13 protein-coding genes and 1 tRNA gene are annotated in these 26,674 nt (G+C 40.4%); 10 read left to right on the forward strand and 4 right to left on the reverse strand.

Going from position 1 to position 26,674, the window contains the following annotated elements; all coding sequences use genetic code 11:
- Positions 1-31 precede the first annotated feature (31 nt).
- Positions 32-2,473, forward strand: a complete 2,442-nt coding sequence (locus tag JWR61_RS27570) for a penicillin-binding protein 1A (protein WP_301930859.1) — start codon at positions 32-34, stop codon at positions 2,471-2,473.
- Between the two features lie 409 nt (positions 2,474-2,882).
- Here JWR61_RS27570 and JWR61_RS27575 read toward each other — a convergent pair whose 3' ends face one another.
- Together JWR61_RS27575 and JWR61_RS27580 are read right to left on the reverse strand one after the other, a co-directional pair.
- Positions 2,883-8,030 (reverse strand): C25 family cysteine peptidase, encoded by a 5,148-nt coding sequence (locus tag JWR61_RS27575; protein ID WP_301930860.1) that lies wholly within the window; start codon positions 8,028-8,030, stop codon positions 2,883-2,885.
- 26 nt (positions 8,031-8,056) lie between these two features.
- Positions 8,057-9,163, reverse strand: coding sequence for a PorV/PorQ family protein (locus tag JWR61_RS27580; RefSeq protein ID WP_301930861.1), 1,107 nt, complete (start codon positions 9,161-9,163; stop codon positions 8,057-8,059).
- Positions 9,164-9,601: 438 nt separating this feature from the next.
- Between JWR61_RS27580 and tyrS the strand changes: the two genes are divergently transcribed.
- The 4 genes from tyrS (at position 9,602) to JWR61_RS27600 (ending at position 14,872) form a co-directional block, all read left to right on the forward strand.
- Entirely contained in the window at positions 9,602-10,888 is a 1,287-nt protein-coding gene (gene tyrS / locus JWR61_RS27585; RefSeq protein ID WP_301930862.1) for a tyrosine--tRNA ligase, read from the forward strand.
- A gap of 104 nt (positions 10,889-10,992) precedes the next feature.
- Positions 10,993-11,063 (forward strand) — tRNA-Gln (locus JWR61_RS27590).
- A gap of 294 nt (positions 11,064-11,357) precedes the next feature.
- Positions 11,358-12,053, forward strand: coding sequence for a LytTR family DNA-binding domain-containing protein (locus tag JWR61_RS27595; RefSeq protein WP_301930863.1), 696 nt, complete (start codon positions 11,358-11,360; stop codon positions 12,051-12,053).
- Positions 12,002-14,872 carry a histidine kinase gene (locus tag JWR61_RS27600; protein WP_301930864.1) on the forward strand — a complete coding sequence of 957 codons (2,871 nt, stop codon included), beginning with the start codon at positions 12,002-12,004 and terminating at the stop codon, positions 14,870-14,872. Before JWR61_RS27595 ends, JWR61_RS27600 begins: the two co-directional genes overlap by 52 nt.
- 903 nt (positions 14,873-15,775) lie before the next feature.
- Here JWR61_RS27600 and JWR61_RS27605 read toward each other — a convergent pair.
- Entirely contained in the window at positions 15,776-17,326 is a 1,551-nt protein-coding gene (locus JWR61_RS27605) for a SulP family inorganic anion transporter (protein WP_301930865.1), read from the reverse strand.
- 282 nt (positions 17,327-17,608) lie between these two features.
- On the opposite strand from JWR61_RS27605, the gene JWR61_RS27610 reads away from it, so the two are divergent.
- The 4 genes from JWR61_RS27610 to JWR61_RS27625 are packed head-to-tail and all read left to right on the forward strand — an operon-like array spanning position 17,609 to position 21,214.
- Positions 17,609-18,337 (forward strand): hypothetical protein, encoded by a 729-nt coding sequence (locus tag JWR61_RS27610; RefSeq protein WP_301930866.1) that lies wholly within the window; start codon positions 17,609-17,611, stop codon positions 18,335-18,337.
- Positions 18,334-19,611, forward strand: coding sequence for a glycerophosphodiester phosphodiesterase (locus tag JWR61_RS27615; protein ID WP_301930867.1), 1,278 nt, complete (start codon positions 18,334-18,336; stop codon positions 19,609-19,611). Before JWR61_RS27610 ends, JWR61_RS27615 begins: the two co-directional genes overlap by 4 nt.
- A complete protein-coding gene (locus JWR61_RS27620) occupies positions 19,598-20,215 on the forward strand; it encodes a hypothetical protein (RefSeq protein WP_301930868.1) in 618 nt (205 codons plus the stop codon). The genes JWR61_RS27615 and JWR61_RS27620 overlap by 14 nt, the downstream gene beginning before the upstream one ends.
- A 12-nt stretch (positions 20,216-20,227) precedes the next feature.
- Positions 20,228-21,214: a metallophosphoesterase gene (locus JWR61_RS27625; protein ID WP_301930869.1), complete on the forward strand. Its 987-nt coding sequence runs from the start codon at positions 20,228-20,230 to the stop codon at positions 21,212-21,214.
- A 78-nt stretch (positions 21,215-21,292) separates the two neighbouring features.
- Here the strand turns inward: JWR61_RS27625 and JWR61_RS27630 are convergent, their stop codons facing one another.
- Complete coding sequence (locus JWR61_RS27630) at positions 21,293-24,529, reverse strand: S41 family peptidase (protein ID WP_301930870.1); 3,237 nt, start codon at positions 24,527-24,529, stop codon at positions 21,293-21,295.
- Between the two features lie 141 nt (positions 24,530-24,670).
- On the opposite strand from JWR61_RS27630, the gene JWR61_RS27635 reads away from it, so the two are divergent.
- A complete protein-coding gene (locus JWR61_RS27635) occupies positions 24,671-26,509 on the forward strand; it encodes an AAA domain-containing protein (protein WP_301930871.1) in 1,839 nt (612 codons plus the stop codon).
- Positions 26,510-26,674 lie beyond the last annotated feature (165 nt).

Here is a 26,674-nt window from a genome sequence, read left to right on the forward strand (position 1 = left end):
AATCTGAAGACAAAAATTTGAAAATAGTATAATGACAAAACCTGTAAAAATTTTATGGCGTGTCTTTTTTGGCGGCCTGCTGCTGGTAATTTTGATTTTTTCAGCTGCCAATTTTGGCCTGTTGGGTAAGATGCCATCTTTAAAAGAGTTGGAAAACCCGGAAGCAGATCTTGCCAGCGAAGTGTATTCATCTGACGGTAAATTAATGGGTAAATACTACGCCGAAAACCGCAGCGAAGTAAAATATAATGAAATTTCGCCCAATATTATTCATGCCCTGGTAGCAACTGAAGATCAGAATTTTTATGATCACTCGGGGATAGATGCAAAAGCGGTTGCACGGGCCGTAATTAAATTGGGTACAGATGGCGGCGGCAGCCCTATTACACAACAGCTGGCCAAAATGATGCTGGGACAAGGTAAAGGGAATGTACTAAAGAGAGGAACACAAAAAATAAAAGAATGGGTAATTGCCGTGAAACTGGAACGCAATTTTACCAAAGAAGAAATTATCACGCTTTATCTTAACAGGGCTCCGTGGGGTAACAATTACGGTATCCGTAATGCTGCCAGAACCTATTTTCAAAAAGAACCAATAGATCTGAATGTGGAAGAGTCTGCGGTGCTCGTGGGAATGCTGAAGGGTTTTATTTACGATCCTATCCGTCATCCAAGTGCAGCCATAAACCGCAGAAATACGGTTATAGAAAGAATGGTAGAGTGTAAGCAACATTATCTTACGGATGCACAGGCCCTCAAATACAAGGCAAAGCCACTCATCACCAGTTTTAAGAAGGTAGATGACAATGTAGGTATTGCCCCTTATTTCCGTTTTGCCGTTGTTGATAAAATGAAAGACTGGTGCAAAACACATAAAAATCCAAAGACGGGGGAAAACTATGACTTATACAGGGATGGGCTTAGAATTTATACTACCATTAATTCTAAAATGCAGCAGTATGCAGAGGAGTCTGTAGTACAGCAAATGCCCATCATTCAAAGAAAATTAAATGCTTACCTGAGAACAACAAGCGATAAAACTTGGAAGGAGCACGAAAATATTATTGAAGCGGCCATGAAATCGAGTGAACGCTGGAAGAACTTGAAGGAAGAGGAGATGAAGGATGCTGATATAAAAAAGTCTTTCCTGGTTAAAGTTAAAATGAAAGTATTTGCATGGAATCCCAAGAAAGAACTGGATACCGTAATGACCCCAAGGGATTCAATTAAATATCACCGGCAGTTGTTGCAAACCTCCTTTGTTGCAATGGACCCTAAAACAGGCGAGGTAAAATGCTGGGTGGGCGGTAACGATTTTAAATGGTTTAAATATGACCATGTAACGGCAAGCCGGCAGGTTGGCTCTACCATAAAACCATTGATTTATGCATTGGCCGTACAGGATGCCGGTTACACGCCTTCTACAGTTATTGAAGGTGGCCCGGTACAGTATGGCAAAATTTCAAGAACATTTGATGGCGGTGGCGGAACACTGGCCAACTGTCTTGCTTTCTCAAAGAATACCGCATCAGTAAGATTGACTAATTTACTGGGTGTAAACAGGGTGATTGAATTTGCAAAAAGCGTTGGTATCACTGTGCCGTTACCTCCATATATTTCGCTTGCCCTTGGTTCGGCTGAAATTCCTCTTTTACAAATGCTGCAGGCATATACCATGTTCCCCAATAAAGGTTTTAATACAGAGCCGGTATTCATAAGCCGCATAGAAGATAAAAATGGCAATTTACTGGAAGATTATACACAGGTCAATACCAAACAGGTAATGAGTGAGCAGGATGCCTTTACCATGGTAAAACTAATGGAAGGTGTTGTAGAAATTGGCACCGGCCGGTCTTTAAACAATTACGGCATCCCAGCCCAGAAGGCAGGTAAGACCGGTACTACCAATGACAATGCGGATGGCTGGTTTATGGGATATACACCCGAATTGCTGGCTGGTACCTGGGTTGGTTGCGATGACCCTTTTATCAGGATTTATTCAGGCACAAGTGGTGGTAACGAAATGGCCTTGCCTAAATGGGGCTATTTTATGAAAAAGGTTTATGATGATAAAAGTCTGGGCTACGGTAAATTAAAAGAATTTGCTGAGCCTGCGCAAATGTCAAAAGATCCGATCTATGCGGATCAGAATTTTAAAGACATCGTGAATAGTGGCGACAGTAGTAATGCTGCAGGCGATCAGGGCAGCGGAGGTGCCGGAGATTATATTGGCGATCCTTCTACAGAAAAGCCCTTACAAATCCCCGTTGAAAGCCAGTTCGACGACGGCAAAAAAGATACCGCTTCAAAATCAAAAGCTAAAGTTGAATTGCCTCCATCTCCTGCTAAGTTACCAGAAGCAACAAAAGATCCGAAAGCTGTTATGCCTGCTCCAATTAAACCATTGGATGATAAAAATAAAAAAGGGGCCAAGCCGGATAAGGCAAAGAATGGAAAAAGCAATGATTATTAACTAATCAATTAATGTAATAAAAAAGCGTGCTGTAACAGGGACGCTTTTTTGATAGTGCCGGTACAATATTTTCTTACTCATGCTGGTTGTTCGCTTACCACTATCAAGTATCAAAACCACCAGGCCCCGGTAATTTTTGATTGTATTCCATCAAATTACTTTTGTCATCTGCTCACAACAAAGTTGCAGCAACGACTGTAAATATGCTTTCCGCAGTCCATTTTCCGCAAGGAGTCAGGCTAACCTTTACCTGCCAGTTTATCCATATGCTTCCGGCTTTTTTCAACAACACCTTGGCGGTAGCGTCAGCAGATTTACCATATTCATTATCTGACTGCAATAAAAAAACGTGCTTTATAGCACGCTTTTTTATTAATTATTTTCTGTTTGCGAACACATCTATCTGATGCTATCTCATCAGGTACATTTTACCATACCCGTTGTTAAAGTACTTATCAATACCACCGAGACCGCTGGTGACTGTTACAGGTTTGCCGTTAGAGTCAACATTGGCATTGGTACCGGTATATTTATCAAGCGATTTTCCATTCAGATTTGTAATCACCCTGTACAAATAAACGCCATTGGCCAGCTTTTGCCCAAAAGCATCGGTACCATCCCATTTAAAGTCGGTAATATTTCTACCTATTCTTATTGGCCCCAGTTCATCTTTGGTTATTTCCCGTACTACCTTACCGGTAATGGTTAATATTTGTATCCGGATATTTTGCGGTACTTCACTTCCGGTTACAGTAAAAACAAATGCGGTAGAAGTAGTAAATGGATTCGGATAATTCAGCATGTTGCTGATCATCGGTTTATTGATTACACTAAATGTAACCTGGTACTGCAGTTTACCCGCTTTATTGCCCACCACATCTTTACCCGATACAAGTAACTGGTAGTCTCCATCTTCAGGGAAGTAAGGCATAAAGTCAATCGATGCTGTATTTTCGCCGGTGGCCAGGTTGGCAGGATTGAACCTCACTGAATCCCCGAAGAAATAATTGCGTAAGTTGCCATCAGGAAAACGCACCTGTAGCTTTAACAAGGCCGTATCAGCCAAGGCAAGGAAATGGCTTTCATCTTTAAGCTTCACCAAGATATGCGGTTTAGCTGCAATGATATCCCTGTTTAAAATATGCACTCCGTCAAAAGTTACATCCAGCAATGGATTAAATTTATCTTCTTTTACATAGAACACCTTGTAAAGAAAATTATTATACAGGTATTGCTCCGGCTGATCATTGTCGGGATTAATCATTATATACAACGTATTACTACCCGGATAATCTTTGGAGTCAATACTGTAGCTTACCACCAATGTATCCCCTGCCATCAGTGCTTTGCGTTTAGAGATAGCGATCGGATGTGCTAAATTATTACGATCTGTAATTACGAACTTAACTTTTAAGCTATCAAAAGCAACTGTACTTATATTTTTAAACGCCAGCGAAAAATTAATTTTGTCACCCTGTTCCACCGAATCTTTCATGGTATACAAAATATTGGGTGCTATTGATCCTTCAGGTACATAAGTAGCATTTACCCGCCAGTAAGACAACTGCTTAGGCGTTGCGTATAAGGGGTCACCGTTAGCCATTTTTAACTTGAGGTAAGGGTATGTGGTTGCATTAATAAATGCAAGCGTTGTATCCGTAGCCGGCTTTACTGTAGCCATTAATGTTTGGTTACCCGCAGCCGTTACCCCATATACAGCCACACTCACTGTATCTGAATTGGTAGCATCGTTGGTTGTTCCACGCCAGTGTAACGACGACCAGGTTTGTGCAGGTCCGAAAAGCGGTGACTCTATCGTACCCGATATATATTTTGTAGGCAGACTGAAAGAAGGCTCAAGCTGATCACTTGCAAGTGTACCCACTATTTGCTGAGGGGTAAATACCGGTGTATTCTTCCTGAATAAGAATACAAAAGGAATATTTTTTGTAAAGCTGTCAATCTTGCTAAGCCCCATTGATTTTAATTTGTCATACAGTGTGTTTCCTGCGCCCAAAATAGCCTGGTCTGCCTTCCAGAAGTCGATAAACTTAGTATTACTAAACATGCCCAGGTTTGTAATGGAAACATACATCCCGGCAGGAATACTATCAATAAAATCCATTGCCCTTTTTCTGTATTTCAGCGAATCATTGTATGGAAATTCGAAGAAGTTTCTTGAACCATCTGAAGCTGCATCCCGCAAACAGGGAACCACACTGCCAAAGCGGCCTGTAACTTCTCCGGTAACAGGGTTGGTTACTTTTACATTTTTCCAGGGCTGCAGTGTGCTTGGATCGTATACAAAAAACTGCAGGGAATTGTACTTACAACCAAACAGGTCAAGCTGATCAAAATCAAGATTTACATTTATTCTTTCATAGGTTGTAAAGGGATAGATACCTGTTCTGATGGTAAGTATCCTCTGCTTATTAGCGTACCGGAATACCCTGTCACTGTCAAGGCCGATGGTACTGCTGAATGTATTTTTTAAGAACTGAAAATAATGGGACTGGTTAAAACCCGTGCCACCATTGGGAAGGTAAACAAAAGAGAAAGAATTCCATATTTGCGGCGCCCCGTTGATTGGTATCATGGAAGTTCTCCAGTAATACACGGTGCTGTCTGTAAAAGTTATATTATTGGGCACAAATTCAACTGCACCACCAACACCGGAAGCCGTGTATTGTTTTTTAAACGGCGAATTAAACAACTCAGTTGTATCCAGTTCCATCACATATTGGCGCTGCCCGCTTAATGGATTGGCTGTGGATGCACTGAAAGTTATTTGCTGCTTATTTACAATGGAAAAATTATAAGGCGATACCGGCCGGATTTCATCTTCCAGGATATAAAACTCTTTGGTAATAGTATTATTTGTTTCAGATACTTCCTGCACCCTGTTATCAACATCCAGTGTTACTATTATTTTATTTAGTCCTTTATCTGTGGCCGGGTTGATCGGCACTGTGAAAGTTAAAGAATCAGCGTACTTGAAAGCGGGAACCAACTGGTTAAAAATAATTTTAGAAGAATCGTTGGGCAGCTTTCTTATAACAGACACCCTGATGGAGTCGTTGGTTACCTTACCAATATTCATCATTTTAACTGACACAGAAAAATTGTTATCCGCAACGGAAATAACAGCCGGACTAACTTTTATCAACTGGTCTTCTACAATGAAATCGGGTAAGGCAGATGAATTTATTTTAACGGCAGGATCACCATGCAAATTCAATTCTTCCAGGTGAATGCGGGTATAGAAGTCAAGCGCCTGCGGATTACCACCCAGCATTTGTAACGTGTTTTTTAACTGGTTACCGACAGAACTTCCGTAGAGATCAAGGGCAAAATTCTCATAGAATTTATCGTTGAAAAAATTGAGAAAAGGGGGAATGCCCAAATGTGTACTGGCTATAAAACCAATACTGCCCCGCTGATCTGCCAATACCCACTTCTCTGACAAAGTTGAGTTACCTGCCAAACGGGCTGGATCGAAAATAAAAAAGTTACCCGCACTACAGCCGCTTACATTAAAAAATGGATATTTACTATCGTTGGTATATACTTCCGGACTGTTTAAGTTAAAGGCCAGTGTATTTGCTGAAGAGTGTCCGAAATACTGAATTAAGCTTACGCCCCCACTTACCAGTTGCTGTATGCGGTCACCGTTTGCCTGTTCAACCGCGGAACTGGTAGCTTTAATGAAGGTTTCCACATGGCCACCGAAAGCGCTGTCTTCAGCAAGTGCTTTGTAATCATTCAGGTAATTCACAAAAAGATCAGTTTCGGAATTGTCTCCACCGCCGGCAACATTGATGATATTTTTCATCCATGCTTTATCAGCAACCGTTTGGCTTGTTGAAGCCTGTACCTGTTCATATTGTTTTACCTTATTAAGGTAGTATTTAATTTCAGTGCCGTTAATGGCGGCAATTCTGCCAATAGGTACCAGGGGCACGTTTTGACCGGGAGGACATGCCAGCAATACATCCGACGCAGGCCAGCCAAAGCTTTGCACCAAATCTATCTTCTCTGTTATAGGATCGTTCTCATTTTGTTTGTATTCAATTGAATTCATACCTCTGCCCAGGATCAAAACATATTTGGGTTTGTTACTGAATTGCTGATCAGCGTAACGAATAAAATCTCGTATTGCGGCCGGATGTTTTTTTATTCCAAAAGCAAACTGATCATTCAGCTCATCAATGGTAAGCACTATAGGATGAAAACTTCCTCCGGCGGCTGAGGCCCTGTATTTTCTATATTCATCCACGTAATTCACCCCGTTGCCGTCATTAAAAAGAACCGGGTTAGATATAATCAGGTAGTCGCCCTGGTTGGCTGTTAACGCGTAATTAATAAATGACCTTGCCGTAAGGTTATCAATGGTTGTTATATTATTACCTTCTTCATTTACCAGGTTAAATTTTCTTATTGGTTCGTTAGAGGCTGGTAAGGCAAAGCGAACCTGGCCCGGCGCGGAAATATCGCCTGTGTATCGCTCTCCGGTATTGAGATTATACAAAACCGGCGGCGCAGAGCCGGCATTAAAATTATCGATTACCAGGTAATTGCCGGTAGAAGAAGGGGCCAGTTCAAAATAAAAATTCTTTTCGTTGTTAAAATTAAATTTAGCAGGATAAGTCAGCACCATTTCGCCCACAACAATGTGATCGTTGGAATTTGACACTCCCGGCGGAGGTGTGTATCCGTTAACAGCTACCTGTAAATTGTCAGGGCTTTGAAGAATACTCAATGGTATATTATTCACCTGCTTTTTAACGATGCTGAAATAGTTCATGGGTACATCATTAAAAAGAATGTTATTATAAAAACTCACTTTTAAATTTCTTGTATACAAAGCATTACCAAATGCCGAAATATAAAAGGACACGCTGTTGGGAGGCCCCGCCGTATACACATTAAGGTTATTAAATGTGGTGTAAAGATCGCAACCACTACAGGGTGAAACATTGTCGCTTGTATAGCCCTCACCCATATCGTAAGAAGAAGAATAAACATATTCCCCTACAATAGCAGCATAGCCACGATTGTATTGTGATTTAAAAGAGGCTCCTACTTTACGCATAAAATACGCGTCCGGAGAAAGCGTATTGCCTGCTACATTATTGATGGCATCCTGAAACCGCAAATTGTTTCCGGACGGGTTTACGGTGAGAAAATAAGTTGACGTATCAGTATGGATACTAAAACTGTCAGACAACTGGTAAGCCGTATCACGGTAAAGATTTTTATCAGGCTTTCCATCATTTTTTACTCCCAAAAATTCAATATAGTCATTGGCTGTTAACGTTCCCGAAGGAACGGAGGTAAAAAGTCTCACCTCTTCACCATTGCGCCATAACTGAAATTGTTCAGCAGGAATGCTGCCCAAACCCGCCGCTGAAACAGCAGCCTGGCTAATACGGCACACACCCGTTGTACCCACTTTAAATTTAAAATATGTTTTGCTATAATCTATCCAGCTGTTATTAAGCTGCGCATAAGTGCCCGATGCAATCAACAGGAATATTGGCAATAAAAATTTTTTCATTTTGCTGTTCGGTTATATTATGTGTTTTACTCTTTCTCTCTTTTCACCAGTGTAAAACGAAGTGAAAATATATGAGTGTACAGTGGGTTGGATTGATTGGCGAGGTTGCTGTAGGCATAGTCCAGCGTAACATTTTTTATTTTTACGCCAGCGCCCAGACTTGGCTGGTATATCCACACTTTTTTTTGATTCAGTGTGTCCCCATCAGATAGTGCTTTTTGAAAATTGGTAACCCCGGCCCTGATGAAAAAAACACCCTTGATGTTAGCTTCCAGGCCAAGGTGCGGATCAACGCTTACCGGGTTGCTGCTGATAACTGTATTTCGCTTACCATCAAATGTAAGGTCTAAATTAGCTTCGGCTAACAAACTGAAGGAAGGGCTAAATTGAAAATCGTACCCGCCGCCAAGGGTTAAACGCGGCGATGTTAGCTCGGTTGAACGAACGGGAATATCATTTTTAGTAAGATATAAAACCTGTTTCTCCTTATCGGTAAAAGTAAAAGCCCAGGCGTTAAAAGTGGTTGTTAAATCTTTGGCTACAAGGCCCAGGTGCCACTGTTTACCGTGCATTTGTACACCCGCATCTATACCAAAACCCCATGCAGTAGCAAACTGGCCTACTTTGCGGTGTATTACTTTTGCATTTACACCAAAACTGACAAGCTTGTCCTCCGTTTCCACCACTTTTTGGGCATAAGAAAACAACATGGCATAATCGGCAGAAGAAAAACTGGTAATACTTCCATAGTCTACACTACCATCGGGTTGAACCAGAAATAAAGTATTGGGAATATCATCTACAGCAAACCGCAACAGTGAAACGCCGATCGTTCTTTTATTATCCTGGATTGGAATGGCTACAGAGCCAAAATCATACTTGCCAATTCCGGCAAAATATTCAGCGTGCATCAAATTCACTTCCGGGTGATCTTTTACACCTGCAAGGCCAGCCGGGTTCCAGTAACCCGCGGTACCATCCTGCACCGAAGCTGCCTGGGCGCTGCCCATGGCGAGGCCTCTTGCACCAGCACCTATATTGAGAAATTCATTGGAATATTTTCTGAATTGAGAAAAGGAAGCAATCGGGAATAACACTATGCTTAGTAAAAAAGTGGCCAGTTTTGAACTCATAAATAGTTAATTTCCGGTTTAATGCGCTTGGATTTTAATGCCTTTGAAACCAAAACGCATTTGCATTAAGTAAATTGTGCTATTGACTCATTAAAAGATTGTATCATTTAAAGATAAATTATCCATTTTAAAAAGGCAATCATCAAAGTGTTGTGTGGTGTACTTTTTAACGGTTAGACGCCGCATTAAGAAGAAAGGCTGCTTTCAACGAGGTCATTAACATCATCTACCTCCATTACTGCGGCCAATTTTTTTTCAGAAAGACCGGTGCAGCCTGGCCCGCCGACGTAAACTTCAATTCATATGTAAAAACACACAAGCATTACCGGCAAAAATTGTTGGATTCCGGATAAACAGAATCCAATTTTTCATTTTTTCTAAGCACTTTTGCAAAACTTTTCTTCTGAAAAGTTTGACTGATAAATTAAAAGAGCGATAATGATAAATTTAATACAGGAATTACAATGGCGGGGAATGTTACAGGATATTATGCCTGGTACAGAAGAGCAACTGATGAAAGAAATGACGATTGGGTATATCGGGTTTGACCCGACTGCTGACAGCTTGCATATCGGAAGCCTGGTACCCATTTTATTATTGAAACACCTTCAACGTTGCGGCCATAAACCTATTGCGCTTGTTGGCGGGGCCACCGGTATGGTGGGCGACCCAAGTGGAAAAAGCGAAGAAAGGAACTTGTTAAGCGAAGACGTATTAAACCACAATGTTGTTTGCGTAAAAGCCCAGCTGGAAAAGTTTCTGGACTTTACCGCCACCCAACCCAATGCAGCAGAAATGGCTAATAATTACGATTGGTTTAAAGATTTTACTTTTTTGAACTTCATTAAAGAAGTGGGCAAATATATTACCGTTAATTACATGATGAGCAAAGACAGCGTGCGTAAAAGACTGGAAGGTGATAACGGTATGAGCTTTACAGAATTTACTTACCAGCTGGTACAGGGTTACGACTTTTACTGGCTAAATAAGAACAAAGGCTGCAAGCTGCAAATGGGTGGCAGCGATCAATGGGGTAATATTGTAACGGGTACAGAAATCATTCGCAAAAAAAGCGGCGGCGAGGCTTTTGCTTTTACCTGCCCGTTGTTAACTAAAGCTGATGGAGGTAAATTTGGGAAGACAGAAAAAGGCAATATCTGGCTTGATCCTAAGAAAACTTCCCCCTACCAGTTTTATCAATTTTGGTTAAACGCAGCAGATGCAGACGCAGAAAAATACATCAAAATTTTTACTTTACTCAGCAGGGAAGAGATTGACACCTTATTAGCTCAGCACAAAGGAAACGAGCACCAGCGGGTTTTACAGAAAAAACTGGCAGAAGAAGTTACCTGTTTTGTACATAGCCGCTCGGATTACGATTTTGCGGTAAAAGCCTCTGAAATTCTGTTTAATAATGATACGGCAGAAATTTTACAGCAGTTGACAGAAGAACAATTATTACAGGTGATGGAAGGCCTACCTACAGTTGATTTTTCTAAAACTGTGGCTGCTACCGGTGTCGATATTGTAAGTTTTTTAGCAGAAACAAAAATATTTCCCAGCAAAAGTGAAGCCCGTAAAATGGTGCAGGGCGGCGGCGTGAGTATTAATAAAATTAAAACAGATTCTATTGAAACGGTAATCACCGTTGATGGTTTGCTGCATCAAAAATACCTGTTGGTACAAAAGGGTAAAAAGAACTATTACCTGGTAACCATGGAATAGGTAAAATGACTAAAATAACAGTCTGTATAAATTACAAAATGATTTTGGCTGTTTTACCTTCAAACCCTAAATTTGCAGTCCCAAACATAAACCGGGACATTAATTGGGTTATGGTGTAATGGTAACACAACAGATTTTGATTCTGTCTTTCTAGGTTCGAATCCTAGTAACCCAACTACTCAAAATTAAAACCCCTGTTTTATACAGGGGTTTTAATTTTGGAAGCCTTTTATTCAACTCAATAGTCGTTACCTCATTTGGATATCCTTCATTTTTAAAGTTCCGGGGAGATGCTGCAAGAAGTTTTTAATTAAATTAAAAACAGGTAATTTCCTTTTTTGAGTTCCCGAAACTGTTTTTTAAATCCACATATTTCGTCCGGCTATACCTGCCTGTAAGATATAGCCATTGCGTGCAATTTGTTTAATATTAAAGTATTGTCTTAAATTTCGCTAAAATTAGCTTCCACATGTTGAGTACAAAACTAACTGCCCTAATTGTAGATGATGAGCATAGCGGAAGATCGTCACTGAAAATTTTGCTGAATAAAAATTGCTATTATTTATTTGAAAAGATTGTTACAGCTTCGGCGCTTGATCAGGCCATTGAGATTGTTAAGCAACAGCATTTTAATATTTGCTTTTTGGATATAAATCTCAATAACCAATCCGGCTTTGACCTGATACCTCATTTAGCAAACGATACCAAAGTGGTGTTTGTTACCGCGTATTCCGAATTTGCCATTAAAGCCATTAAGGAAAATGCATTTGATTATCTGCTAAAACCAATTAACCCCGCAGAATTTAAGCTTTGTGTAGACAGGTATGAAAAGGAAATACTGGCAGATTCAGATGCTGTAAAAAAATACCTGCACATTAAAGACCAGGGCGAAACCATACCGATACCGCTGGATGAAATTGTATTTTTACAGGCTGAGGGCGCTTACTCAAAAATCTATTTAATAAAAAACAGGGAGTATATTACGGCGAAAACTTTAAAATCAATGACAGATGTGCTGGGCAAAGATTTTATTAGAATTCACAAGTCGTACATCATCAACAAAACGATGATAAAATCATTTAAAAAAAATTCACTCACTACAATCCACAATACATGTCTGCCAGTTTCAAGGGTTGGGGCAAAGGAGTTATCGTTGCACTTTTAATACTGGCTTTTCATGTAACTGCAACTGCACAAAATGAAAAACTTTGGCCAGAGCTGGATGTAACCAACGGGCTTCAGTCGAATACCGTAAGATGTATTAAGATTGACGGTAAAGGAAGATTTTGGATTGGTACTGATTATGGACTGGATATCCACAATGCCAATTCCATCGCCCAAAAAAAGATTATTGAAGCAATACAACATAAAAGCATTCAGGCTATTGAATTTTTAGACAGCCTGGTGTTTATTGGCACCAGCTATGAAGGCTTGTATATTTTCAATCAGCTTACCGGCAATTTGCATAAATACTATGGTCCTGCTTCCATTTCTCAAATACGCAAATTAAAAATATTCGGTAAGCAAGTATTTATACTTTCAGACACCGGCCCCTACTTGTGGACTTTTAACAGCCTTCGTCAAATACCTCTAACCTCTGCCATTAGCGGTGATTATTTGATTGATATGTTTCAGCTTGACAATAATCAATACGGACTTGCCTATCCATCCAAGCAAATTGTACGTTTCAAAAACGGCGCATTCGAAGAAAACTGTAACAGCCTGTTTTTTCAAAACAATACGAAGCTATACGCGGAACACTATACTTCTTCCTTATGCTTCAACAATAAATTATTTCTTGGCAGCGGAGGCCAATTGCAATCTTTACTAGTTGTAGAAAAAGGTAAGCCGCCAATGTCGCTCAATTTTTTAAAAAAGCTGGGTGTAGGCTACATGGTTTGGGACATCGCCCAGCAAAACGACAAACTTATTTTGGCCGTCGGTGATACCATCAGTAACCGGAAAGGGTTACTGTGCATACTAAATCCAGACTACACTTACATGTCCATTAAGGCTGCTGATTATATCACCTGCCTGGCACTCGATTCGGTAAATAATATTTTAACTTACGGCACCATTAATAATGGCCTTTTTCTTCAAAGCGGCATAGGAGGCTGCTCAATGATTGACAAACCAACTGAATGTAATATTGTTGCCAACGACAAAAGTGTATTTATTTATACCGATGATTATTTTCAAAAATTCAGTACTACCGACAGTAAATCTCCCTTAAACCTGAATTCAAAAAATAAGATATCCGATATTATATCTTCCATGAATTTATGCGGGGATACGCTAATTTATGCCAATGACAACTTCATCAAATTATACAATGCGACTTCCCTGCAACCATTGGATGTGTTGCCGGTTAATCATACCGTGGTAAACAATAATATTGCAGCCATAGAAAGAATCAACAGCACGATTTTTTATTTTTATAGGGATGGTGGTGTGTCTAAATATAACCTCATAACAAAAAAAACGGCAGTTATTGAGCACGTTATTTCTCACAACCCGATGGTGTTTAAGCTAAATAACAAAATCATTTTATTAAGCAAGGAAAAAGGGTTTTTTGCGGTATCCGAAAAAGAGGGATACCCACTTACCTGCACAGATACATCTATCCATTTTATAAACGACTTTACAATTGGTCGGGATACTATTTATGCACTTTTAAAAGATGAGATAAGGAAGTATAAAATTGATTATGTAAACCGCCGGCTTATTTTCCTACATTCTTTTTCAACCTATTCAACATTGTTTGATGTTATCGGCACCAGGTGGATTTTATCAAAAGATGATAAAGTTTATATTTTGAACGACAACGGAATTATGCAAATGAATTCTGCCATGGTACCGGTAGGATACTATTATTTCGGTTCGTATAATCAAATTAAAAAGCCCATCATTGTCGGCGATTCGTTGCTTATCAGCACCAACAATTACTTAACAAAATTTTCATTTACAGAATTCGACAGACCAATACCAACAATTGGTGCCGATGATTTTTCGATTGAATGCCCAAAATCCATTTTTGAGAATATTGGCTTTACTGTAAAAATTAATCTGGCCGATTATTTTTTACAGGACCGCTCTTTTAAAATGCTGGAACTTTGGTCAGACGGCAAATTAAAGGCAACAAAATACTCCAAGTTTTCCGAATTCAATTTTAATGACGGTCTCAATTACGGCGACTACGACCTGGTTGTAAAACTCGGTAACAATATCGCCCGGCATAAACTAAAAGTAACTTTACCACTTAACAGAAACCCCTGGTTTTTTGCTGCTATTGCGCTGGCCGTTGCCATCATATTTTCAATTGTTATCAAATCAAACATTGATAAAAGAAGGTTGAAAAAGCGATTGATAGAAAACAAACTGCAAAATTTAAAACAGAATTTAAATCCGCATTTTGTTTACAATTCCATGAATCTGATTAGCTCAATGATACTCGAAGAAAAATATGATGAGGCGCTGCAGGTAGTGTCAGATTTTTCGAGACTGCAGAGGACTTACCTGGAAACAAATAACAAGGAACAAATCAGTGTAGCCGAAGAACTGGCTTTCCTTGATTCTTACCTGAAATTGCAACAGCAACGTTTTAATGAAGACAATGATTTTAACTACAGTATTACTTGCGATCCGGCAATTGATATTACGCAGATAATGCTACCCCCGCTTATTTTGCAACCCATTGCAGAAAATGCCATTAAATATGGCGTTTTGGCCAGCAAAGCACCCGCCAGGAGCATAAAAATTGAAGTAAATATAGTGGAGAAAGGGATGGTAACAATTGCGCTTGAAGATAATGGCATGGAAGTCGACCTAAATTATCATGGTTTGGGTATGGGACAGAAGCTGGTACAGGAAAGAATTGCCTTGTTTAACCTGAGCCACAATGCACAACTAACAGTATCATTCGATCAACCCGCTGTACACAGTGCCTCAGGATACCGTGTTGAGTTAGAAATTCCCCTGGCGTAACACTGCATTTTGCGCAAAAAGAAAACCGCCTCCGTGTGGACTGGAAGCGGCTAAGCTATTGTTCAGGCACGAACAGAAAAGCTTTTATTAATTGGTACGAAGGATCGAAGAAAACCGGGTGTAACACTATTCTAAAATAACAATACCCACTTTGTAAGGCAGCAGTATTTTAACCAACGACACAAATATTTATTTAACTACAGATACGGTAAGCAGGCAACTGTAAAAAGTCTTACTATAATTCAATCGCGGTGTAACGAATCTTGTTTAGGATTGACCGGTCAGGTTAAGTTTAATTTCAAAAAAAAAGGGCCAGAATAGAAATTCAGCCCCGATTTAAATCCAATATCCTATGAAAAACCGAATGCAAACTACCCATTGTTTCCGGCTACCGTGAATGTTTTTATTTAACGACACTATTATTTAATGAACGACATATACCCTAAAAAATCCCAATGAAAACAGCTGCTTGTTTGGGTCGATATAGGCTAATTTTTTAATTGAACTATTTTCGTCAATTGTCAGCATCTCAGCGTCTCAGGTTATCAAAATATTGGTATTTGTATTGAGGCTGCATAGCAATGTTGATTAATAAAAAAAATATTTTTAAGACACATGCGAATACGATTACCGGCAAAAGGACAGCGTTTATAATCTGCATTGAGTGATAAAGGTGTAACAAAAAATACCACAGGTGTGGATGGAACTTTTGATATGGTACGGGGAGGTACATTGTTTACTGCGTAGGCTCGCAACCAGCATGCGGATTGAGCCGCATCTACCCCAAATTAAAATCTCCTTTTTATAAATCGTACGCAGTTATTTCCAGGTAATCGTCTAACTGGGTTATATTGTGTGGATAACTCCAAAAGCTTTTAAAGAAGGGAAGTTCAGCCTGTCAAATCAATGAACAGCTGTAACATTAACTTTTTCAATTCCCTTTAAGTGCAATTCTATGTGCCGGTCATGCGCTTTGCTGTGGTATTCACTGATAATCTCAAGAATGTCGTAATCAATAAAATTGCATTCACTTCCGTCGATTGTCAGCACAGAATATTCGGGCACTTCATCCAGGGTTTTACGCAATTTTACTTTGTTTAAAAAAGTAACGTTGCTGTTGAGTTTGATGTATTCTGTATCAATGCCGCCTTCGTGACTTTTTGTAATTCTATATTCGGCTTTAAAATTATTTTGAATGATAAAGTAAATGGAGATCAACAACCCGATGCTTACGCCGATCAATAAATCGGTGGCCAGTATCACAACAATGGTAAGTATAAAGGGAATAAATTGTTTCCAGCCAAGACTAAACATATTGCGGTATAGTTTAGGTTTGGTAAGATTAAATCCAGTAACCAATAATATCGCAGCCAATGAAGCATAGGGGATTTTATTCAGTAAAAACGGAACCAATAAAACGGCGAGCAGTAAAAATAGTCCGTGCGTAAAAGCCGATAATTTTGTTCTTCCGCCAGCATCCACATTGGCGGCGCCTCTAACTACCACAGCTGTCATTGGAATGGCTCCCAGCAATCCACAGGTGATGTTACCAATGCCCTGCGCCACCAGCTCCCGGTTAACAGGCGTGATGCGGTTGCGTTTATCCAGTTTGTCGATGGCTTCTATGCAAAGCAAGGTTTCCAGCGTAGCCAGCAAACCCATGATCAGTCCGTCTTTCCAGATTTCAACAGTTGAAAATATTTTAGAAAATTCAGGCAAGGAAATGCTTGCAAAAATATTGGATGGAATATTCACCAGCTGCGTTTGCTTTAAGGAAAAATCAGATGTTGCTTTTGTAAAAATGATGTTGGTAATTACGCCAAGCACCACCACAAGTAATGGTGCCGGCATTACTTTCAGTTTTTTTGCAAAGGGTTGCTGCAGCAAAATAAGTATGCCTAAGGAAACCACGGTAATCAAAATAGCACCACGGGTGATATGGTGATTAAAGTTTCCAATATTACCCAGGAAATGTTTGGAAGAAAAAAGATTTAAAAAACCGCTGGTCCAGAAATCCGGCTGATCATACCCGAGTGCTAAAGGAATCTGTTTGGAGATAAGTATGATACCAATCGCGGCCAACATCCCTTTGATAACGGAAGATGGAAAATAATTGGCGATGGCGCCCAGTTTTAAAAGTCCCAGCACCAGCTGAAACAGACCTGCCACCATAACTGCCAGCAGAAAAACCTTATAGTCGCCCAATGAAATGATGGAAGCAGCAACAATTGTAGTTAAGCCAGCGGCAGGGCCGGAAACTGCTAACTGTGAGCCACTGACAAATGACACTACTATTCCTCCGATAATGCCTGACAAAAGACCAGCATATAAAGGAGCGCCGGATGCCAATGCAATCCCCAGGCACAACGGCAATGCAACAAGAAAAACAGATAATCCTGCAGGAAGATCGTGCTTTAACCAGATGATGCGGTAGTACCTGATGGTTCTTTTCATGACGGTTATAAAATGGCTATTATCCTTCAGATTGCACTTGTTGCAACTAAATAACCATGTGCAAAAGTAACACATGTAAAATTATAACGTAGCAAGTATTACATCTATTGCCGCTTACCCAATAATGTAACTGCACCAGGTTTTGAATTTAACAGAAATAAATTTGTGGCATACATTCTGTTTCTGTTGGTTGCAACTATGTGCCATTTTCATTTGTTGGTAGTATGCCAGGTTGCATTATTCCCTTACCAAAAATTGCCAGTTATCAAAACAACATTTACCATGCACTGCTTTTTTAAGTCCCTGGTTTTAGCAGCATGCTGCACATTGCTTTGTCAAGGCCTTATCGCCCAGGATACCAGTTTTAATTCAAAACACGCAGCGATATACTTCCCCTACCCGATGTATAAAGAGCACTGGCGTTCGTCTATAGGCTTTACACTAATGACAACACCAGAAGATATAACAGAAGAGGTAAGGTTACGAATTCCCTGTGGCGATTATCACCTGCTGACAAAAATCAATAATCACTTTATTTTAGATAGCCGTTTATTATTCCAGGTGTTACAAAACCACGTGTCTACAGGAATACATTACGTAAGACCAATTAATGAAAACGTATACATTTCGGCAGGCAATGACATTGGTTTTTGGTTTGGTTTTTTAAAATTAAGCGGCTTTAACAGCAAGGCGATGGGTTGGATTGATTACCCCAATGTGTCTGTCGGATACAAGACAAAAAAAGATCTACTAATCACTTTTAAGGCACAGGTATCTGTCAATTTATATTACCAGGCCGCCAATGGTGCCGTTAAATATTCCTCAAGCCAACGGTATTACAACGGTGAGACTTTTACGTTAGCATTGGAGCAAGCATTCTATAATAAAAAACATTTAACCCTGGCTTTTTCGGCCATCAGCAATAAGTTTTTCTGGCAAACCTGGGCGTTATTTTACAAAACAAACCGGGAAATTTTTTACCCACAAGTAACAGTCGGATTTATTTTATGAAAAAAATTATTTCAATTTTTCTTTTAGCCATTTTTTTATTCGCCTGTAAAAAAGAATACAAGGTGACAATGCCTGATGCAGGGACCTGGGATTTGTTTAATGATCCGGCTGCAAAAGCACTGCCTGCCGCAACAAAAACAGCTATGGAAGGTGTTTATAAAGTTACAAATGCCTCAGATATCTTTGGTGAACTGGCTGCCGTTAAATGGAGTTATGTAATCAATAACGGGGATACTACTTTTCATGTGTCAGGATTTTTTGGTACCGACATCGCCTATTTTATCTGCGAAGGCAGGCAACTGAATGGAACCATTTTACTAAATGGTTACTGGCGCAAAATGGTCAGCACCGAAACAGGCCTTGTCCATCTTACGATAGATACGACTGCCGGTGCAAGCTTACTCCTCGGCAATGCACCGGTAGTTGGCGAAGGAATGGTGACCATGGATGGCTTCTATGGGCAAGGACAGCAAGAGCCACTGACACCGCTAACGCTTACCTACGCACGAAAATTGAATCATAGCCCGGCCCCTTTTCAAATTGCCGCACATCGCTCGGGGGGCCGCACATCTGACTTGTTACCTGTTTCAGAAAATTCGGTTCCCATGATTTTGAAAACTGCTGAATTCGGCAGCACCGGCATCGAAGTAGACGTACGGTATACAAAAGATGGAGTACCCGTTCTTTACCATGATAATACACTCAATCTAAGGGAAATTCAAAAGAGCGGTTTAGTGGGACCAATTGAAAATTATACCTATGATCAGTTATCCGTTTTTGTAAGACTGATTCATGGCGAAAAAATTCCAACGCTGCGGGAAGCGCTTACAGCAGTAGTATACCAAACGCCGCTCACATTTGTTTGGCTGGATACCAAATATGTTGGCAGTGTAAAACCGGTGCAGCGGCTTCAAAACGAATTCATGCAAAAGGCAAAAGCTGCAGGCAGAAAACTGGATATTGTAATCGGCCTACCCGGCCAGGCCCAGTTTGACGAATTTTTATCATTGCCGGACTATTCTTCCACTCCTTCATTGTGTGAGTTAAGCATGGACGATGTCACCAAATCAAATGCGCTGATATGGGCGCCCCGTTTTACTGAAGGCACACAAAATGATGCCGTCGACAAGATTCATGCTATGGGAAAAAAAGCCTTCGTGTGGACGGTGGACGTACCTGAATTTATTACGCGTTTCGTAAACGAAGGCCACTTCGATGGTATATTATCAAATTTTCCCTCATGCGTAGCATATAATTATTATGTACACCAGTAAAGCAGCTTTTTTGGCAGGCTTCATCATGACAAGCCTGTTTTTTAACAATGTATTTGCACAACCAGTTGTTAAGCAAGACAGCGTTATTACGCGAACGCCCTCCTTTATTTTATACCTGGGAGGGGGCTTTTCCAGTTATGTCGCCAACATCAATCCACAACCGGAAAGCAGGATACGAAATGTGACCAAAACCAACGCTGCAGGCACTTTCAGGCTGATGTGGCATCCTGGCCACCGGCTGTGGCTGGGGATTGAAAGCGGTTATACCAATTTCTTCAGTTATGAGCTAAAAAGCAATAATGAAACCGGTAAAGTCAGTCTGCACGCGGTTCCGATGATGGTAGTGTGGTCGATGCCTGTTATTAAAAGGATTAGTATTTTTGCAGGTATAGGCTCATACCTGTTGACGAGTGACCTGAAATATCATGGAAACGTGCACTCAAAATTTTTTAGTTTAGGCTCAGATCTTGCTGTAGTGTATACGCAGCCCGTTGCACACAGATTTGGCCTGGCGGCCGAAGTAAAATGGATGAATGCATTTGAGACAAGAGACAATGCATTGGGCCTGCAGGTACAGATGGTGTGGCAATTTATAAAATTTTAAATTGAGTTGATCATGATGAAATTGAAAATTATTTTCTTGTTGCTGGCGGCCATTCCCTTTGCCGCCGAGTCGCAATTACCTGCAGCCGACAAGGCTTTAAGCACAGAAATGGATTTCATCAGTGATACGCAACAACCAATGCTGGTTGAAAAAATAATTCTCAAACCAACACATAATAAAAAAGCAACGGCTCTCCTTTTTTCACAGATCAAAAGTTCAAAGCCGCAAAGCGTTTATATGCTGGGTGACGTAGTTTCGCTTGGTTTCAACAATCGGAAATGGCGCCGTGTAGATGCGTTTTTAGACAGCTGCCGCAGCGGAAAAACAACTGTATGCGGCTTGCTGGGAAATCATGATGTAATGGGTAGAACGAAAAAAGGAGAAAGAAATTTTGACAAAAGATTCCCTGAAAATGTTCGGACCGGTTATGTTTCTGTTACCGATTCTGTTGCCGTTATTTTACTTAATTCAAACTTCAAAAAACTTTCAGATGGCGACAATCAAAAACAAATCAACTGGTATCAAACCGAATTAAACAGGCTGGATACCAGCGAAGCCATTAAGGCAATTATTGTTACCTGTCACCATGCACCGTATACCAACAGCATCATTGTTGGCTCCAATACTTCGGTTCAAAAAAACTTTGTACCCGCCTTTATCAGTTCAAAAAAAGCCAGGTTATTCATTACTGGTCATGCACATGATTTTGAACATTTTCAAATGCAGGGAAAAGACTTTTTAGTAATTGGCGGTGGCGGCGGTTTGCATCAGCCGCTTAGTAATTCAGCCGATAAACTATCTGACCTCGCATCGGAATATAAGCCCTTATTTCACTACTTATCTGTAAAAAGAACGGGGGATGATTTATCCGTTACTTCTCATTTTCTATCAAAAGACTTTACGGGCTTTGGTACGGGACATAGTTTTATCACGAATCAGCCTCAATTCACTGCAACGAAAAGTGATTCAAACAAAAACAACAACCAGCCAACATTTTAATGTTTGCCCGGTTAAATAATAAAAACGGGCTGATCATGTTGAAAATGACCAGCCCGTTTTATTGCAACCAATTAAAATTTATTTACCTCCGATAGTTTTCAGCATTTCTTTTACAGCCGCTTCCAGTTGATCATCTTTGCCATTTAAAAAATCTTCGTAGGTTAACGGCACTTTTATATCAGGTTCCAGTTGCAGGTTTTCAGTTGGCCTGTTTTCTTTGCCATAAGTCGCAATCATCGGTATGCCAAAAACCAGGGTAGGATCTATCTGCGTTTCCCACCAAACCGCTGTACCTGTTCCCGGCACAGCCATCCCAATTAATTTTCCAATGCCGTTGTCTTTATACACGTAAGGAAAAATAAACGCATCGCTATAATTGCTTTCGCTCATGATAACACAGCTTGGTTGCTGCCAGCGGTCCATTGGCTCAGTGGCCGGAACCATATTATCCTGTGGTGCAAAACGCAGGTAGGTTTTGCCGCTTAAAAAAGTATTTAAATCATTGTGCAACCATCCTCCGCCATTGAACCGCGTATCCACAATCAGTGCCTGTTTATTTTTGTTGCGGCCCATTACTTCATCTACTACCGTCCTGTAACTACCGTCGTTCATACTTTGTACATGTACGTAACCCACTTTTCCGCCGCTTAATTTATCCACCATTTTGTACATCATAGTGGTCCAGCGTTTATACATCAACACTGCTTCATCTGCAAATGATATTGGCCTGACAGATTCTTCAAAACGGTTGTTATTTTTTGCATCGTATACCTGCAGCAAAGTATTTTTCCCGGTTTTTCGATTTAACAATTTTGCCCAATCTTCCATATCGTTGATTGTTTGTCCGTCAATCATTTCAATTACACAGCCCGGCTTTATTTTACCTGTCGCTTTATCCGCAGGGCCGCCCGTTATTACTTCTGCTACTTTCAATCCATTGCCTGTATACGTTTCATCATACAACAATCCCAGTGTAGCTGTGGCATCCGGGTTTTCCATTTTTGGTGTATACCTTCCACCGGTATGCGAGGCATTTAATTCTCCCAGCATTTCACTCAGCAGTTCCTGGAAATCGTAATTATTGGTAATGTGCGGTAAAAACTTTGCGTAGGTATCCTTGTACATTTTCCAGTCTATTCCATGAATTTTGGGATCATAAAATTTCGCCTTTACTTGCCTCCAGCAGTGATCAAAGATATAGGCTCGTTCTTTTGCCGCATCCAGTATCATCTCCGCCGAAATACTGATTGGCGTTGACTTTCCTGCATCATCAATTTTTAACAAGTTGCCATTATTGGTTACAAAAACACTCTTGCCATCTTTGCTCATTTCAATACCACTTGGTGATCCGCCTAACTTGGCCAAAATTTTTGTATCGTGTGTGCGTGGCTCTGTAATCCATAAATCATATCCTTTTTCAAATGAAGCGAGGTAATACACTTTAGCGGCATCAGCTGTTACAACATAATCGCTGATAGAAGCACTGTTAATCGTTAAACGAACTTTCCGGTTGTCTACCCCGGCAAAATCAGGCGACCAGTTTTTTGGTTTTGCCGTAGTTAGTTTAGATGCGGAATCTTTTTTTGCCGATGAATCTTTTTTATCACCTCCATTTTTTTCAAGCAGCAAAGCATAATCATCTTTCGCCAATTTAAATTCATCATATGCCGGCTGATCTAAAAAAGCACCGTAAATATCTACTTCCCTGTTGCCCTGGAATGCAAGCGAACGGCGACCTTCCCTGTTGTTAAGCCAGGTGATCAATTTGCCATTCAATGCCCATTTGGGATTGTCTTCTCCAAAGCCGCTGTTGATTGGATGAAGGATCGTTCCTTCGGCATCAGCTTTTAAAATACCAATATGCGCTCCGCCAAAACCAAAATATTCATCATCTGCCAAAATATATTTTCCATCCGGGCTCCAGCTAAAATCAATGTCACCATCAGAATAACTGTAGTTATGCCCGGCTGGAATAACAGTGCGGGTTTGCTTTGTTGCAAGTGTATATATTTTAAGCACATTCCTGTTTTCAAGATAAGCCACCTCCTTACCATCAGGAGAATATTTGGGTAAGAATTCTTCGGCTGCTGTAGCAATCAATGGTTCTTCTTTTATAATCGTAGCGGCATAAAAATACGGCTCCTCTTTTCTCGCAACAGAAGCGGTGTAAATATCCCAGTTATCATTGCGCTCTGCCGCGTAAATTAAACTCTTGCCATCGGGCGACCATCTTACCATACGTTCCTGTTGCGGTGTATTGGTAATGCGTTTTGTTTGAGAGCCGTCTACACTTGTAACAAACACTTCTCCCCGGGTTACAAATGCTATTTCTTTACCATTGGGAGATAAAGAAAACTCGCCCACGTTGCCGCTTACCGTCACATTTTTTTCTACATTTTCCCTGCCATCATTATAAATGTGGATGGCTACTTTTTGTGGCGTTCCTCCATCTGCAAGTGTGTAAATTTCTCCGTCATTTGTAAAACAAAGCGTATTGTTTTTACTGATACTTAAATGGCGAACCGGATTTGTTTTAAATTGAGATAATTGTTTTTCGCTTGCAGAACCCAGCTCCTTTTTATACACATTCTGGTTGCCGTTTTTTTCGCTGAGGTAATAAACGGATTGATCATCACTACCAAAAACAGGCTCCCTGTCCTCCCCTTCAAAATCACTTATTTTTTTGTATTGATTGGCTTTAATATCCAGTATCCAAATGTCCCTGGTTACAGAAGATGTATGGTGTTTTCGCCATGGATCTTCATATCCTTTTCTGTCTTCAAAAACAAGTTGATTACCCTTGCTGTTGTAATGTGCCCTGTCCATGCCAGCGCCGGATATCAATACCGGCCTTCCACCCGTAATGCTTACGGTGTAAAGGTTTTGAAATAAGCGTGGGCTGTAAAACCGCACATTAGTGGCCTGTATATTTCTGGAACTTCCAAAAATAAGCTGCTTGTTATCCGGCGAAAAATCAAATGGAAAATCGGGTGCACTATTATAGGTAACCCTTGTTGGTGTACCCCCTGAAGAAGGCATTACAAACACATCAAAATTGCCATACCGGTCGCTTGCAAAAGCAATGTATTTTCCATCATGGCTCCATACCGGCATCATATCCTGAGCCTCATGCAATGTTAAAGGAACAGCCGTTCCTCCAGTTGCATCTACTTTATAAATGTCTCCTTTATACCCAAAGGCAATTGTTTTTCCATCCGGAGAAATAGCAGGATACCGCATCCATAAAGGATTGTTTTGCGCAATAGCATTACCCGCTGTAATTAACAGCACAAGACAATATAAAAAAAATCTCATATCAGAAAGTTTGGTGGTGGAACATTAAGTATCTACAAAGTACTTAATCCGGTTAAAAGATAAAATTGTTTTTTATAAGCGGAACTGCAGCCCAGCTTCGAATGATTTTTTTATTCTCTTCATCCTTGGTATTTTCACACCATGCCTGTAACAGATCCTCATATCAATTTATTATTGCAATTCATCAGTTTAGAAGAAAAAGAACAGGTCAAACGTTTTAGTTTAGATCAGCAACATACGCTAAAATCATTAAAGGCAGAGGGTTTGGCCCTGCATCCAATTACGGTAACCAGAAAGAATTTTGGTTACGCCGATTATCCCGAAATAAGTTTTCGCATTAATTTCCCGGCAGAAACCAACCAGTTTAAAGATGGTGCTGCTATTGAATGTTTTTACACCGGCGAAGAACCGGTGAAAGGCGTATTGATGAGCCTGGATGGTAAAGCAGGAGAATTCAGGTTGTTTGCGCCGGACTTCCCTGACTGGATTGAAGACAATGGCGTAGGCATAAAGCTAGCGCCCGATCAGCGAACGACCACCATCATGAAAACTGTGCTGAACAACCTGGAAGGCAACAAAGAATTATACCAACTGTTCCGTCAAATACATAATGAAACAGCCTCCCCAATTACATTAACAGCCCTGAAAAATACAGTCTTTCATTTCAATAATAAGCGACTGAATGAAAGCCAGCAAAATGCGGTCAAAGCAATTGTCCAAAACGAGCATATTACGATTGTTCACGGGCCGCCGGGCACTGGTAAAACCACAACGTTAACCGAAGCCATTACACAGTTAATTAAAGCCGGGGAAAAAGTATTGGTATCTGCACCCAGTAACACCGCAGTCGATAATATTGCCAAAGGCCTGATAGCACAGGGTGTGCAGGTATTAAGAGTGGGAAATACAAGCAAAGTAGATGAAACGATTTTTTTACACACGCCTGAGGGCAGGTTGGCAAACAGCAAACAACAAAAGGAAATAAAAGAGCTGAAAATAAGGGCTGAACAGTTTAGAAAAATGGCGTTGAAATACAAACGCAGTTTCGGCAAGGCGGAGCGTGAACAGCGCAACCTGCTATTTAAAGAAGTAAAAAACATCAGGGCGGAAATTAAAAAGATACAGGCTTACAACGAAGAAAAATTATATACTGAAGCGGAAGTTGTTGCCGGTACGCCTATCGGGTTGCACGATGCAAAAATCAACCACATCACTTTTAACACCCTGGTGATGGATGAAGCCGGGCAATGCATTGAACCGCTGGCCTGGTGCATATTTCCGCTGGCAGAAAAATATGTATTGACGGGCGACCACCTGCAATTACCGCCGACGATTTTAAGCAATGAAGCCACCCGCCTTGGTTTAAATCAATCCATTTTAGAAAAATGTATTGCAACTGTAGGTAATATTTATTTACTGAATATTCAGTACAGGATGAAAGAATCCATTGCCGGCTTTAGCAGTTCTTATTTTTACAATGGTTTATTAAATACCGCCGCACATCTTATAAACACCGGCACACACATCAGCTTTATAGATACTGCTGGATCCGGTTTTAATGAGGTACAGGGCAGCAATGGTATGAGTTTACAAAACGAAGGCGAATTAAGTCTTGTACAAAAGTTACTGGAAACCGAAGCCCTGCCTCCTGAACGGACAGCCTTTATATCTCCCTATAATGGCCAGGTTGCCGCGGCGAAAGAACTGTTGCCGGCAGCCATGCGCATCAGTACCATTGATAGTTTCCAGGGGCAGGAAAAAGAAATTATTATTTTAAGTTTGGTAAGAAGCAATGATGACGGAGATATCGGGTTTTTAAAAGATTACCGTAGAATGAATGTTGCCATCACCAGGGCAAAAGAACAATTATTTATTATTGGCGACAGTGCGACGATTGGCGGTGATGCATTTTACAATTCCTTTTTAACCTATATAGAAAAATACGGCAGCTACCGGACTGTGTGGGAATTTGAATTATAATTTACTGTTGATTAAAAAAATCAATAGCGAAAGTGCACAGCATTTGGTACCAACTCAATCACTATTTTAGTGGCTTCAAAATATTCGCCATCCATATGATACGGCATGGGCTCATCACTTTCAACAGATATTTTGTTTGTCTGAAAATGATGAATGAAAGGCAGG

It is taken from the genome of Ferruginibacter sp. (assembly GCF_028288465.1).
Classification (GTDB): domain Bacteria; phylum Bacteroidota; class Bacteroidia; order Chitinophagales; family Chitinophagaceae; genus Ferruginibacter.

Coding starts and splice junctions, on each gene's coding strand:
- JWR61_RS27575 (WP_301930860.1), bottom strand. CDS start 8,030: ATGAAAAAATTTTTATTGCCAATATTCCTGTTGATTGCATCGGGCACT.
- JWR61_RS27610 (WP_301930866.1), top strand. CDS start 17,609: ATGCACTGCTTTTTTAAGTCCCTGGTTTTAGCAGCATGCTGCACATTG.
- JWR61_RS27595 (WP_301930863.1), top strand. CDS start 11,358: ATGTTGAGTACAAAACTAACTGCCCTAATTGTAGATGATGAGCATAGC.
- JWR61_RS27600 (WP_301930864.1), top strand. CDS start 12,002: ATGTCTGCCAGTTTCAAGGGTTGGGGCAAAGGAGTTATCGTTGCACTT.
- JWR61_RS27630 (WP_301930870.1), bottom strand. CDS start 24,529: ATGAGATTTTTTTTATATTGTCTTGTGCTGTTAATTACAGCGGGTAAT.
- JWR61_RS27615 (WP_301930867.1), top strand. CDS start 18,334: ATGAAAAAAATTATTTCAATTTTTCTTTTAGCCATTTTTTTATTCGCC.
- JWR61_RS27625 (WP_301930869.1), top strand. CDS start 20,228: ATGATGAAATTGAAAATTATTTTCTTGTTGCTGGCGGCCATTCCCTTT.
- JWR61_RS27570 (WP_301930859.1), top strand. CDS start 32: ATGACAAAACCTGTAAAAATTTTATGGCGTGTCTTTTTTGGCGGCCTG.
- tyrS (WP_301930862.1), top strand. CDS start 9,602: ATGATAAATTTAATACAGGAATTACAATGGCGGGGAATGTTACAGGAT.
- JWR61_RS27620 (WP_301930868.1), top strand. CDS start 19,598: ATGTACACCAGTAAAGCAGCTTTTTTGGCAGGCTTCATCATGACAAGC.
- JWR61_RS27605 (WP_301930865.1), bottom strand. CDS start 17,326: ATGAAAAGAACCATCAGGTACTACCGCATCATCTGGTTAAAGCACGAT.
- JWR61_RS27635 (WP_301930871.1), top strand. CDS start 24,671: ATGCCTGTAACAGATCCTCATATCAATTTATTATTGCAATTCATCAGT.
- JWR61_RS27580 (WP_301930861.1), bottom strand. CDS start 9,163: ATGAGTTCAAAACTGGCCACTTTTTTACTAAGCATAGTGTTATTCCCG.